The organism is Desulfosporosinus sp. HMP52 (genome assembly GCF_000765145.1).
Taxonomy (GTDB): domain Bacteria; phylum Bacillota; class Desulfitobacteriia; order Desulfitobacteriales; family Desulfitobacteriaceae; genus Desulfosporosinus.
The window spans coordinates 33,128-46,636 of the sequence record NZ_JMGA01000009.1 but is presented as its reverse complement, the minus strand read 5'-3'; the positions used below and the strand labels follow the sequence as shown (position 1 = coordinate 46,636).

Annotated in this window: 9 protein-coding genes; all 9 read right to left on the bottom strand. The window is 44.3% G+C overall.

Features of this window, described 5'->3' with window-relative positions:
- Window position 1: 1 nt before the first annotated feature.
- Window positions 2–631 carry a nucleotidyltransferase family protein gene (locus DP73_RS03295; protein WP_034597382.1) on the bottom strand — a complete coding sequence of 210 codons (630 nt, stop codon included), beginning with the start codon at window positions 629–631 and terminating at the stop codon, window positions 2–4.
- Window positions 613–1,500, bottom strand: coding sequence for a hypothetical protein (locus DP73_RS03290; protein ID WP_034597381.1), 888 nt, complete (start codon window positions 1,498–1,500; stop codon window positions 613–615). Before DP73_RS03290 ends, DP73_RS03295 begins: the two co-directional genes overlap by 19 nt.
- 401 nt (window positions 1,501–1,901) lie before the next feature.
- The gene (gene xdh / locus DP73_RS03285; RefSeq protein WP_034597379.1) at window positions 1,902–4,460 is read right to left on the bottom strand and encodes a selenium-dependent xanthine dehydrogenase; all 2,559 of its coding nucleotides are present in this window, start codon (window positions 4,458–4,460) and stop codon (window positions 1,902–1,904) included.
- 2 nt (window positions 4,461–4,462) lie between these two features.
- On the bottom strand, window positions 4,463–5,857 hold the full coding sequence (gene hydA / locus DP73_RS03280; RefSeq protein WP_034597378.1) for a dihydropyrimidinase: 1,395 nt from the start codon (window positions 5,855–5,857) through the stop codon (window positions 4,463–4,465).
- 365 nt (window positions 5,858–6,222) lie between these two features.
- Window positions 6,223–7,173: a carbamate kinase gene (arcC, locus tag DP73_RS03275; protein ID WP_034597377.1), complete on the bottom strand. Its 951-nt coding sequence runs from the start codon at window positions 7,171–7,173 to the stop codon at window positions 6,223–6,225.
- 2 nt (window positions 7,174–7,175) lie between these two features.
- Complete coding sequence (locus tag DP73_RS03270; protein ID WP_034597376.1) at window positions 7,176–8,180, bottom strand: ornithine carbamoyltransferase; 1,005 nt, start codon at window positions 8,178–8,180, stop codon at window positions 7,176–7,178.
- 438 nt (window positions 8,181–8,618) lie between these two features.
- Window positions 8,619–9,866, bottom strand: a complete 1,248-nt coding sequence (locus DP73_RS03265) for a YgeY family selenium metabolism-linked hydrolase (RefSeq protein ID WP_034597375.1) — start codon at window positions 9,864–9,866, stop codon at window positions 8,619–8,621.
- Between the two features lie 405 nt (window positions 9,867–10,271).
- Window positions 10,272–12,038, bottom strand: a complete 1,767-nt coding sequence (locus DP73_RS03260; RefSeq protein WP_034597374.1) for a sigma-54-dependent Fis family transcriptional regulator — start codon at window positions 12,036–12,038, stop codon at window positions 10,272–10,274.
- Between the two features lie 228 nt (window positions 12,039–12,266).
- Window positions 12,267–13,490 carry a diaminopropionate ammonia-lyase gene (gene dpaL, locus DP73_RS03255; RefSeq protein WP_034597373.1) on the bottom strand — a complete coding sequence of 408 codons (1,224 nt, stop codon included), beginning with the start codon at window positions 13,488–13,490 and terminating at the stop codon, window positions 12,267–12,269.
- Between the last annotated feature and the right edge of the window lie 19 nt (window positions 13,491–13,509).

The window sequence follows — 13,509 nt, the reverse complement described above, 5'->3', positions numbered from 1 at the left end:
CCTAATAAACATTATGTTGGCTAAATAAAGCTTGGTATTGCTCAGGGGTATCAACATCATCTAAACAGCCTTCTTCAACCGGGAACTTCCGCCATCGATCTGGATAAAGATTTAAAACCATTCTTCCCCCTTGCTCACCTTGGAGAGCGGACAATTCCGGAATATATCGCTTATGGAAAAAGACGGGAGATCCGGCTGTTTCTCCAGTCATTGGTACAAGAAAGTCGGGAGTATGGTTAATAACCTCTGCCAAGCAGGCCGACAACATCTGAGCAGTAACGCCTACCTGATCACCTTGTAAGAAGGCATAACTGTGAACCTCACTGTTCAGATCTTGTAACCCTATCCTGATGGTCTCTGCCAAAGGTCTGGGATTGGGATCAAAAAGCCAGACCCCGTTGTGCTCATAAAACTCTCCGATCCTATCTTCCGAAACATACTTCTCAATAGGTTGCCGCGCAACTACCCGAATCTCCATCTCGGATGCCAAAGCACTTGGTTGATTTTTAACAACTGACAGGACGGTATCTAATACATGCCCCAGCACAGTGGTATTCTTCCAGGGAAGGGCCAACTTATCTTTACCCATTCGGCTGGCTAACCCGGCAGCCATTACCACAAATCGAACCATCGTAAATCCCCCTCTTTGGCATCCCCTACGGCTAAACGCAAATTACGCGGCCGCATATCTACACCTTCAAATTCACTATCAAGATTCTTATGTATTTCTGTCCAGTGATTCTTGAGGGCAAGGAACAGATCCGAGGGATTCATCAGATCTATACCTTGTATATTTTCAATTATATTCCCTGGGCCGTTAAAGAGAATAATCCAAAACATTTGCCGATATTGAGGAGCAAAGACAGGAGACCTCAGAAAATAGCTCCAAGCACTTTCAGCCTCCCAGACCCTTCCCACAAGATCCTGACAGAGATGAGATCTATGAACTTGGTCGGCCTGCAAAACCTTTCCCCATAACCCACGATCCAGCACTAACACAGCACAATCCGTCTGCATGGGAATTTGAGGTTCGTAGGACTCCCAACACTTTAGTTTGCGTTCTCGAGCCCCATCTCCCTCTATCACCCAATAACGTTTAATTAAACCTTCACTTCCACTCTGAACCTCTGCCTGATTATTTGGGTGCTCCGAAGTCTGAAGATCCACAGCGATAGCCTGGTCAACGGCTTTAAGGGAAGGTCCTACCCATTTCCCACTTTCCTCATCAACTCTATCATACCAGAACCGGGCACCCTTTTCATTAGGCGGAGGGTCGACACTCTTCCAAGCACTCATTTGGTGCTCAGGATAAACTTTTGTTGTCGTCGTCGCTACAACCGGCAAACCCATAGATAGGATTTCGCGAGTCATGGATCGGACACAGGTTGTTTTTCCGCCAGCCCCGATGAAGGTAGTCACAGGGGATTTACCGGTCATATTCCATAGGCTGCCGCTCCCCATGGCGGAACCGGCGGTCATCCTTCTTGCCGAACTACTCATGTTTTCTCCTTAACCATATTTTTCTTGCCGCTATAACAGCAGAGGGATGAACTAAGGATTGTCTTTCTACCACTCTAAAGATTCCACGAAGCCTTACCTAAGTTTCCCAAAGTTCTTCATCCATTCCCAATAAACTAGCTGGAGGAGCGATTTTCCGCTAAGCGGATGCGTCAGTGGAGCCGCGCTAAGGCGAGTGCTGACGGTTCGCGTCCCGTAGCGCGCCGCAGGTTCACATGCAGAAATACCCAGAGGTTCGGACGCGCTCGCGAACCGTCCAGCGAGCCAGCGGCGCAACTCGCAGACGCGTGCGGAAAATCGCTCCGCTCCAGAGCCCGACAGAACCGTCCCCCTGTCAGGATGATTTTTCACAGTAATGCCGCTACGCGGCACCACAAACCCATCTATTTCTTATTATAAGGAGTATCTCGTAAAGGCAAAGCGCAGCGCAGCTTGCCATCAAATTTGTAGTAAGCCGACGCTACAGCCGGAGCTGTCGGAATCGAAGCGATCTCTCCTACTCCTTTAGCCCCATAAGCTAAGGGGGATGAATTCTTTTCAATAATCACGGACTCCACATCAGGCATTTCCGTTGAGCGCAACAGTCCTAACTTGGCATACTTAGCAGTGGGAACTCCATTTAGCAGCGGGAAATCTTCACGTAGAGCATAACCCAAACCCATGCAAACCCCGCCTTCAATCTGGCCTTCTATTGCTTTAGGATTGATAGCCCTTCCCACATCATGAGCCGCTATAACTTTTTCCACCATTCCCTGTTCATTCAGTAAAACAACCTGAGTTGCATAACTATAGGCCACGTGACTGATGGGGTTTGGCTTATCTGAATTCATTGGATCAGTTTTTCCAAAGTATTCGCCATAGAACTCTTGACCTTCTAATTCTTCAAGTGTGGAGTCATGCATAGCTTGCTGCATTTTCAAAGACGCTTGACGCACTGCTTCGCCGCTGAACATAGTCTGACGTGATGCTGTTGTCGTCCCGGAGTTAGGGGTTAGGCAGGTATCAGGAGCTCCAACCTCAATTTTTTCTAAAGGCAGTCCTGTTGCTTCATGGACGATCTGAGTTGCAATAGTAGCAAAGCCCTGCCCGATGCAGGCAGCACTTGTCAGGACGACAACTTTGCCATTAATAATTTTTAGTTTTACTCGGCCGGTGTCCGGAAGTCCTACCCCAATCCCGGTATTTTTCATAGAGCAGGCAATACCTGCCGCGTGAGGATGTGCTTCGTAGACTTCACGAACTGCACGAAGTGTTTCCTTAATAGCGGTTCCTTCATCTGTGATCTGACCCGTAGAATTAACCATTCCCGGTTCCAGAGCATTAAGATAGCGAATTTCCCAAGGAGAAATCCCCACTTTTTCAGCTAAAAGATCCATATGTGTTTCAGAAGCAAAGGCAGACTGAGGAACACCGAAACCTCTAAAGGCACCGGCAGGGGGATTATTGGTATAGACGCATAAGCCGGTAATATCGACGTTATCTATTTGATAAGGACCGCTGGCATGAGTACAAGCACGCTGGAGAACTGCTGTTCCTAAAGAAGCATAGGCTCCCGTATCCGCTACAATCTTGGCTACCATAGCCGTCAGTTTTCCCTTCTCATCACAGCCTGTGGTAACCTCTAATTCCATGGCATGCCGCTTGGGATGAACCAGGATGCTCTCTTGGCGAGTAAAGGTTAGCTTTACAGGTTTTTGGGTTTTAACTGCCAGTAATGCCGCATGGTGCTGGACACTTAGATCCTCTTTCCCACCGAACCCGCCGCCAACCAGTTTGCTGATTATCCGTACTTTTTCCGCGGGCAGACCCAGCATCGCCATAATTCCATGTTGATCATCATAGACACTTTGATCTCCAACATAAACAGTAATTCCCCCATCCTCTTGAGGGATAGCTAAGGCACTTTCAGGTTCCATAAAAGCATGTTCAGTAGGAGGAGTAGAGAAATGATTGGTAACCACAAAGGCTGACTTAGCCAGGGCTTCTTCGATATTCCCTCGCTTAATCTTGGTTGTGCTTAACAGATTTCCTTTCTCGTGAATACGAGGAGCTCCCTCAGCGAGGGCTTCATCAGGACTTAGGATTGGTTTCAGCTCTTCATAATCGACTTTAATTAAAGCCACAGCTTCTCTGGCTTGTTGTTTGGTTTCAGCAGCGACTAAAGCAATGGCATCGCCGATATACCTGGTTTCTTGGCCGATGGAAACCAGAGTCGGCCAATCATGGAAAATGTGACCATGGTTGCGATCTGCGGGTATGTCTTCTGCCGTTAAGACCGCTTCAACCCCAGGATAGGCAAGTGCCGCAGAAATATCAATGGCTTTGACAATTGCTCTCGGGTATTTGGTTCTTAAAACTGCTGCATGGAGCATATTTTCCACATGCATATCATCCACATATTGTCCGGTTCCCATTGCTTTTTCACGAGCATCAACTCTTTGAATACTCGTTCCAATTCCTGAACTAGCCTGAAGTGACTTGGGATGGATTTCCCCTCTGAGGACTTGCGCTGCTAATGATATCCCTAATTCTATCTTGATATACCCTGTGCAGCGACATATATTTCCACGAATACTTTGCTTTATCTCTTGAGCAGTAGGATTAGGATTCTTATCAATTAAAGCTTTAGCACTGATAATCATTCCGGGGATACAAAAACCGCATTGTACTGCGCCGGCTTCGGCAAAGGCCCAAGTATAGGCCTCCTTTTCTCGCTCTGACAGCCCTTCGACGGTTAAAAGTTTTTTCCCGGATGCTTTGGCAACGGTGAGAATACAAGCTCTCATTGCCTTTCCGTCCACTAAAAGCATACAAGCACCACAAGCACCTTCTCCGCATCCGTTTTTCAGAGAAGTTACCTGGATATCGTCACGCAAGAAATCCAGGAGATTCTTATCCTCTTGCACATTATGAACTGCGCCGTTAATATCAATCGTATACATTGTTACCCGACCTTTCTCTTGAGGAATGGCTTTCGGGATAAGTATATCCCCGCAGGTTTATCCTCCTTTAACTGACCATCCTGGACAACCTGCTTACCCCGTAAGAATACGTGAATCGCTTGACCAGACCGCTTAAAACCTTCGTAAGGAGTATAGTCTACCTGCTGATGTAACTCTTCAGCTTTTATGACCGTTGATTGGCGCGGATCCCAAACCACTATATCAGCATCACTTCCGGGAGCAATGGTTCCTTTACGGGGGAACAATCCGAACAGCTTAGCTGCATTAGTAGAGGTTAAAGCCACGAAATCATTTATTGTTAATTTTCCCGACAAAACGCCGTGAGTATATATTAATCCCATGCGGGTTTCTACCCCAGCAGCCCCATTGGGAATTTTGCTGAAATCATGAATGCCTTTATCTTTTTGTCCTTTATAGTTAAACGCGCAATGATCCGTAGCAACAACATCTAAGACTCCGGTGTTTAAGCCGGACCACAATATTTCCTGATGCTGAATTGGGCGCAAAGGCGGCGAAATCACATATTTGGCTCCGTTAAATCCTTCAGCACTATAATAACTGTCATTTAACAAGAGGTATTGGGGACAGGTTTCTGCGTAAATCTCCAGTCCCTTTAGTTTTGCATTGGTCACTGCTTGAAGAGCTCCACTGCAGGATAAATGGACAACATAGAGAGGCGCCCCTGCTATCTGAGCGAGGGTAATGGCTCTTTGAGTTGCCTCCTCTTCTACTTCAGGAGGACGGGATAAGGGATGATATTTCGGGGTGGTTTTTCCCTGTTTTAGATGTTCATGAACTAAGTCGTACACTATATCACCATTCTCACAGTGTACACAAACCAGCCCGCCGGATTCCCCTGCTTGACGCAAAGCTTGTAAAAGTGCCTGATCGTCCACTTGCAAACTGTTCTTATAAGCCATGTAAAGCTTGAAGGAAGATACTCCATCTTCTTCAATCAAGACTTTCATTTCGTTAGCAATGGCTTCATTCCAATCCGTGATTGCCATATGAAAACCATAGTCTACATAACTCTTGTCTTTCGCTTTTAAGTGCCAGTTCGCCAGTCCCTCTTTTAGAGTTTCACCTTTAAACTGAGTTGCAAAGTCAAGAATGGTTGTTGTTCCACCTAAAACTGCTGCTTTAGTACCCGAAAAGAAATCGTCTGAGGTTGAAAAATCTCCCATGGGGAGGTCGAAGTGAGTATGGGGGTCAATTCCACCCGGAAATAAAAAGCAGCCATCCACATCTATTGCCTGGTCACCAGGTTGCTTGATATCGCAGCCAATAGCCACAATTCTCTCGCCTTCAATGCGGACGTCTGCTTGATACTGGTCTGCAGCCGTAACAATAGTTCCACCGTTTAATACTATACCCATGTTCATTTCTCCTTAAGGGAAATCTCCTCATCTCGGGGGCACAAACATTATGGAAACTTCCTCAGTTGATAATCTGAAGAATCTATCTGTCGTATTACAAGTCAGATTCTTTTGGATGAACTTTTCAGCCCTCAGGCCTCTGACCACTTACTATACACCTCTACACAATAATTGACGGATGTCTAATCCTTGATATTTTCTCTGGTTCAAATGACAGTTATGCAAAATCTTAAGTAATTTAGATCTTCAATTTTAATATTCCTATTTCGTATTACTCTTAAATCACACTTGGGATGGAGATGAAGCTAACTCCTCTCCATCCCAAGCTCAGTAACTATTACAATGGGAATACTGATACATACCTATTAGGGATAAATGTGGGTTCCGGTTTTGCCAGCAATAGCTTCTTCCAAGGATTCAGGATTAGTAATAATCGCTTCTTTCCCGCCGTTTTCTAAAAAGCTAATGACAGCTTGGATTTTGGGCAGCATGCTTCCCGGAGCAAAATGGTTCTCAGTCACATACTGCTTTAGTTCCGCTAAGGTTACCTTGTCTAAGGCTTTTTCGTCAGGCTTGCCATAGTTTAAATAAACTGTTGGAACACCTGTGGAAATTATTAAAACGTCAGCTTTAATATCGGCAGCCAAAAGACTAGTAGCAAAATCTTTATCAATAACAGCATCTACCCCTTGAAGTAAACCGTCTTCACGTTTAACTACGGGGATTCCGCCACCGCCAACACTGATGACACAATAGCCATCTCGTACCAGTTTATTGATAACATTTTTCTCTACGATCTCTTGAGGACGAGGAGAGGCAACCATACGGCGATAACCTCTGCCGGCATCTTCAATCATAACCCATGAAGGATTATTTTTTTGAATCTCTTCAGTTTGTTCTTTTGTATAGAAAGATCCGATGGGTTTAGTTGGTTTCTGAAAAGCAGGGTCATTCTCCGAGACAACAACTTGAGTCACAACTGTGACAGCCGTTTTGTCCATACCCCTCTTTTTGAACTCATTATCCAATGCTTGTTGGATTTGGTAACCAATAGCTCCTTGGGTATCTGCCCCACAGCTTACCAGTGGTACCTGATGCATTGCTGCAACATCCTTAGCAATTTCAGATCTTCTTAGAATAAACCCGACTTGTGGACCATTGCCATGAGTAACAATCACTTCATAGCCCTGCTCGATCATACCGACAATATGTTTGGCAGTTTCTACTACAGCCTCATATTGATCTTCAACGGTCGCATGTGCGTTATCACGAATCAGAGAATTCCCACCAATTGCTACAACAGCTAATGTACTCACAATTATTTTCCACCTACCAATAATGTCATAACAGCTTTAGCTGTATGCAAACGGTTTTCTGCAGCATCATAAGCGATTGAATGTGGTCCATCAATAACTGAGTCTTCAACTTCATTGTTACGGTCAGCAGGTAAGGCATGCATATACATAACATCTTTGCTGGCAGTAGCCATTTTAGCTTCAGTGCACTTCCAGCTCTTATTGGAAATGAGAGCATCATCAATAACAGCAGTGGCACCGGTAACAGTAGCTCCGGTTTGGTCAGTAACCCAGTTGCCCCAGCTCTTAGGAATAACGATATCAGCATCTTTATATGCTTCAGCCTCATCATGAGTAATTGTTAAAGTACCGCCATGCTTTTCTGCATTAGCTCTGGCTTGCTCAATAACCCACTCAGGAAGTTCCCAACCTTTTGGATAAGCGAGCCATACATCCATACCATAGCGAGGGAAGAGAAGAACTTGAGTTACAGGCACGGAAATCGGCTTCTTATGGCTCTCGGCATAAGCCCAGATGATGGAGATCTTTTTGCGTCTTAAGTCTTGGTGTTTCTCTTTAATGGTTAGCAAATCTGCTAAACCTTGGAATGGGTGATAAAGATCGTCTTGTAAGTTCATAACCGGAACTGAGGACCATTTAGCCATCTCAGTTAAGTATTGATTTCCTCTGCCCCAGTTGCAATAACGGCAAGCAATCATGTGACCAAAGCGAGAAAGAATAATAGCTGTGTCCTTAGCAGTCTCACCATGAGCGATTTGCATGCTGCTGGAATCCAAGAATCCTGCATGACCACCCAATTGAGCCATACCGGCTTCCATGGAGTTTCTGGTACGAGTAGATTGTTCGAAGAACATTAAGAATCCTGTTTTATTATGAAGATAATTTGTATCTTCGCCCATAGCAAATTTTCTCTTAAGATCTAAAGAAACATCAAGCATAGTATCTAATTCTTCTTTAGTAAAGTCCTCTAAGTTAATAAAATGTCTTCCTCTGAAAACTGTATTCATTTAATTATTCCTCCTAAAATTCATGTTTACTATATTTCAGTAGTCCTAAGACTACAAAATCGTTAAAATCTTCTAGCTATACATTCTTGTCGACCAAAGGTCGACACAATTGGCGCGCAGCAGCGTTTACCGAAGATCAACGCCGAACCGCGACAAAGCCTTCGTCGTCGTCCCCAGCCCACCCGAGCTTGCAGCAAAGGCGACTTTACAGAATGAGCACTTTAGTGTAGTCGCGTAAGCGGAGGTTAGTGCTGAAGCGTCAAGAAACGTCGTGGGACTAGTCCATGGATGGACTGATGCCGCGGTGCCATGGATGGCAAGGAGCGGCGCACATGCAGAAAGCACAAGGGTTTAGACGTTTTAGCTTCAGCGCTGACCGGAGTAGCGACGAAACGTGTGCGAATGGAGTAATGTCGCCTTGCCCCACACTCAAAAAATCTACTTCTTAATCCCTACAAGGTTCTCAGTATCCTTAGGCATTTTGTCAGCATACTCCTTAACATAAATGCCAGGGATAGCTGCATACATAGCTGCGCAATCAACAAGTTCCTTTTTCCAGGTTCGCTCGTTTGGAGCATGGGCTTGGTCTTCATGTCCTGGTCCAAAACCAATGCAAGGAATTCCATAGCGTCCCATGATGGCCACGCCATTGGTGGAGAAGGTCCATTTATCGACGATTGGATCTTTACCGAATAATCCTTTGTAAGCATCTGTAAGAGTACTGGTGACAGGGTGTCCTTCTTCAATGAGCCAGGTTGGGAAATAGCATTCTGTTGGGTAAACCAGGTTGGTATACGAAGGTCTGTCATACTGGTACATGGTTACTTCAGCATTGGCAGCTTTGACTGAAGGAAGGTTCTTAATTTGTTGAACTGCATATTCCCAAGTCTCTCCCGCAGTTAAGCGACGGTCAACGGAAATCCAGCAGCTATCGGCAACTGCACAACGTGAAGGAGAAGTATGGAAGATCTCCGAAACAGTTAAGCTGCCTTTACCAAGGAAGGGGTGATCCATGAGGTTTTCATGTAAGCTGCGTAATTCTTGGAGAATCGGAGCCATTTTATAAATTGCATTGTCGCCACGCTCAGGAGCTGAACCATGACAACTAACACCTTTAGTCATTACCTTAATTTCCATACGTCCACGATGTCCGCGATAGATCTTGCCATCAGTTGGTTCGGTAATTACAACAAATTCAGGTACAACCTTGTCTTCATTGATAATGTACTGCCAGCATAAACCGTCACAGTCTTCTTCCTGTACAGAACCTACAACAACCATGGTATAATCATCTTCTAAACCAAGATCTTTAATAATCTTACCGGCATAAACCATTGAAGCCATACCACCAATTTGGTCTGATGCGCCTCGTCCGATAATGATCTCATCATCTTCAAACCCTTGATAAGGATCATATTTCCAGTTTTCCAGGTTCCCTACACCAACGGTGTCAATATGTGCATCCATAGCAATTAAGTGTTTGCCATGACCAATATAACCAAGAACGTTACCCTGAGGATCAATCTCAACTTTATCAAAGCCGACCTTTTCCATTTCTTCTTTGATGCGAAGTACTGTTCCCTTCTCATCACAACTTTCCCCTGGGATAGCGATAAGGTCTCTTAAAAACCGGCTCATTTCTGGCTCATATTTTTTTGCCAATTCAAGAACTTTTGCAAATTCCATTTTTTACATAATCCCCTTTCAATACTCTTAAAGTCAAGTAGATCGATCACTTTTTAAAGCTGACGTTTAAACTTACACAGTTAAATATAGCAAGAACCATGCCAACTTAGCTTGAAAAGTCTTTTCTTGATAATTTTAATCTGAGTTCAGTGAGGGCTCAACCTCCTTCGTAAGAATTGTCCATATCAGCCCAAAGCGCGGAAAGAAATTTTGTTAAAATCTTTTATTCAAGAACTATCTTTCCCCAGCTTCAGAAGTTTTATCACGTTTTCCAATCTCAATTTGAGACGATAATTAGAAAGATAAAAATGCAAAAACCTCTACGAAGCCGTGATTTCGACAATCTTCGAATTATGTCTCATCTTGAGACAAAAATCTAGCTTTGAAACATAGATTAATAACCTTTTAGGTGAAAGTCTTGTTCTCCTCAATCTCGTATTCCTTTATCTTACGGTAAAGGGAGGCTCTACTAATTCCCAACAACTTTGCTGCGTCTTCCTTATGCCCATCAATATTAACGAGGGTTAAGGCTCGCATAATCGTTTCTCTTTCCAGAGCTTTAAGGTTTAGAGATAAATCTTTGATTTCCGCTTTATTTTCGGTCCTTATCCTCTTAGGCATCGTATCTGCGGTAATCATACCCCCTGCAACCATTGTGACACAGTACTCGATCACGTTACCCAGCTCGCGAACATTTCCCGGCCAAGTGTAGTGAGACAGAATCTCGATAGCCTCAGGGGTAATTCCACTTACTGACCTATCCGTTACTACTGAATAATAATCTAAATAGAATTGGGTCAGAATCGGGACATCTTCTAGCCGTTCACGTAAGGGCGGAATCGTCAAAGGAATAACATTTAGCCGGTAATAGAGATCTTCTCTAAATTCTCCCGTTTTAACCATGTTATCTAAATCTCTGTGAGTCGCAGCAATGACACGTACATCTACGGGAATCGAGCGAGAACTGCCGATTCGTTCAACCCTTCTCTCTTGGAGAACTCTAAGGATTTTTACCTGCAGGTGAAGGGGCATGTCCCCAATCTCATCTAAAAAAAGAGTACCATTATGGGCCAGCTCAAATTTACCGATTTTCCCACCCCGTTTAGCTCCGGTAAAGGATCCTTCCTCATATCCAAACAACTCGCTTTCCAGGAGGTTTTCCGGAATGGCACCGCAATTAATGGCGATGAAGGCATGGCCTTTACGTTTACTGCTTTGATGGATGGCCCGCGCCAGCAGCTCTTTCCCGGTTCCGCTTTCCCCCTGAATTAGGAGGGTAGCCTTACTTGGTGCCACATGTAAAGCCATGGCCTTTAATTCTTTCATTTTCCTCGAGTTCCCTACGATCTGGGAAAAATGAGTTTCTATTTCATTAACCGTAGCCGCTTTGACCAGCTTCTTAATTTGCTGAATATCCCTGAGAGTTATAACCGCACCTTCAATAACCCCATCTTTTTTGATGGGTACAACGTCGCAGTATAACTGGGTTGCGACCCTTTTCCCCTGGATATTTCCCGAAAAGGTTTCACCCCGTTCAACTGCCTGCCAGAGTTTTTTATTATCCAACAAGTGATATAACGCCTGCTCTTCTTGCTCATCTATGTCTAATAGTTTGGCAGCTAAGGTATTATAATGGGTTATTTGTTGCTGGTCATTCACTAACAAAATCCCATCATGCAGCAAATTGAGCACTGTGACTAATTGGCTGGTTAAAATATCTCGATCACGGTTTTGTTGGATTTCACTTGCTTTTCCCACTAAAAGATCTGCCATCTTCTCCAAGAAGAGCAATAAGGATTGCTTATTGTCCATCAGCCGCTTAGTTTGCTCTTCATCAAAGCTTACTAAGCCAATGACCCCGATAATCTGATCTTCACTGCGTATGGGGATAGCTACTTCAGCATACTCCATACAATTCCCTTTACATGGACAAGGGTGACATAGCTCATTAAAGCCCGGGTTGTCAATGATCACAGGTTCCCCCGTTTTTAAAACATGCCGATATACAAAACCATCATCCATAGGGCAGCCGCATTGACTTTTATACTTACCCGTACCGGCGACCCTTACTAAGTCAGCGTCAGCAATTTCAACTTCAATCTTTAGCGCTGCAGCAATGGCGTCTGCCGTTTGCTGAACTGTGCTCTTAATATTGCGCAAGTAATACAACATGCTTTACACCTCATATAATTAGCTTTAGCATACTTTATATACTGTATTCTCCGTATATTCCTTTACTTCCTACCCGATGCGGCTTAAAAAGTATAAAGAAAGAGCAACAACGTATATCTGCACTGGGAAAGTGCCTGATTTTTAAAATTAATTCTCGACAAACGGAAAGGAAGCACCTTATCTAGAAAGATTTGTGCTTCCTTCTTATCATATCATGGACAGGACGTATTAACGCCCTGCTGATGGCAATTCACCATCCCAAACAATACTCCGATATTTAAAGGGATCCGTATTACCCTCCGTGTTAAATACTAAAATCTGAGATGATTCATTAAGTTGAAGGGCTTCACGTGCTTCTTTGAAGGCATCATCAATCATAATTGTACTTATTAATCCTGTCGTTACGGCACCGGATTCACCTGAGATAACTTTCGGATCCCCGAGCAAGGGATTAGCTAAGACACGCATTCCTTTAGCAGCCACCCAATCCGGGCAGGAAACAAAAACATCACTGTAATCCCTTAAAATATTCCAACCGATTAAATTCGGTTCTCCGCAGGCAAGTCCTGCCATAACCGTAGCCATCTCACCGCCAACTACCCGGGGTTTGCCATCAGCAGCAAGAGCCGATTTATATAAGCAATCCGCCTGATCAGCTTCAACTATCGCGGTAATCGGGCGATCTTCTTTAAACAGCGAAGCAAAATATCCTTGTACAGATCCTGCCAGAGCACCTACTCCTGCTTGAATAAAAATATGGGTTGGTTTATCGATACCACAGTCATTAAGCTGTTCCAGGGCCTCCGCGGACATTGTCCCATACCCTTGCATAATCCAACTCGGGATTTCCTCATAGCCTTCCCAAGAGGTATCCTGAACGACTACCCAACCATGCTTCTCTGCTTCAGCTGCCGTCATCCGTACAGCGTCATCATAATTCATATCTGTAATCTCTGCTTCCGCGCCTTCTGATCTAATTCTTTCCAGTCGATATTGAGAAGACCCTTTCGGCATATAGACGACGGACTTTTGGCGAAGTTGTCGAGCAGTCCAAGCAATTCCCCGGCCATGATTTCCGTCAGTTGTTGTGGCGAAGGTAATATCCCCTAACTTTTCTTTAACTTCTTTGGATGTAAGCACTTCAAAAGGCAGCTCACTAATGTCTTTGTTAAGCCTCTGCGCCAGGTATCTGCCAATAGCATACGAACCGCCTAAGGCTTTAAAAGCATTTAGTCCAAAACGATAGGATTCATCTTTGACATAGATTCCACCAACGCCTAAATTTTTAGCAAGTTTATCAAGTTGGCGAAGCGGGGTAGGTTGATAATCCGGAAACGTTCTGTGGAAATTGATGGCTTTTTCAATAGCATCTTTATTAAAAAGCTCAGTCGAAGAACCCGTTCCGTTATTCTTAAGCATAGTATTCTTAGTCCATTTAATTTTATCAGACATTAGTGTACCTCTCCTCTTT

What these genes read in the sequence shown, in the direction of transcription:
- DP73_RS03295 (WP_034597382.1), bottom strand. Translation starts at nt 631, where the DNA reads ATGGTTCGATTTGTGGTAATGGCTGCCGGGTTAGCCAGCCGAATGGGT.
- DP73_RS03290 (WP_034597381.1), bottom strand. Translation starts at nt 1,500, where the DNA reads ATGAGTAGTTCGGCAAGAAGGATGACCGCCGGTTCCGCCATGGGGAGC.
- xdh (WP_034597379.1), bottom strand. Translation starts at nt 4,460, where the DNA reads ATGTATACGATTGATATTAACGGCGCAGTTCATAATGTGCAAGAGGAT.
- hydA (WP_034597378.1), bottom strand. Translation starts at nt 5,857, where the DNA reads ATGGGTATAGTATTAAACGGTGGAACTATTGTTACGGCTGCAGACCAG.
- DP73_RS03270 (WP_034597376.1), bottom strand. Translation starts at nt 8,180, where the DNA reads ATGAATACAGTTTTCAGAGGAAGACATTTTATTAACTTAGAGGACTTT.
- DP73_RS03265 (WP_034597375.1), bottom strand. Translation starts at nt 9,866, where the DNA reads ATGGAATTTGCAAAAGTTCTTGAATTGGCAAAAAAATATGAGCCAGAA.
- DP73_RS03260 (WP_034597374.1), bottom strand. Translation starts at nt 12,038, where the DNA reads ATGTTGTATTACTTGCGCAATATTAAGAGCACAGTTCAGCAAACGGCA.
- dpaL (WP_034597373.1), bottom strand. Translation starts at nt 13,490, where the DNA reads ATGTCTGATAAAATTAAATGGACTAAGAATACTATGCTTAAGAATAAC.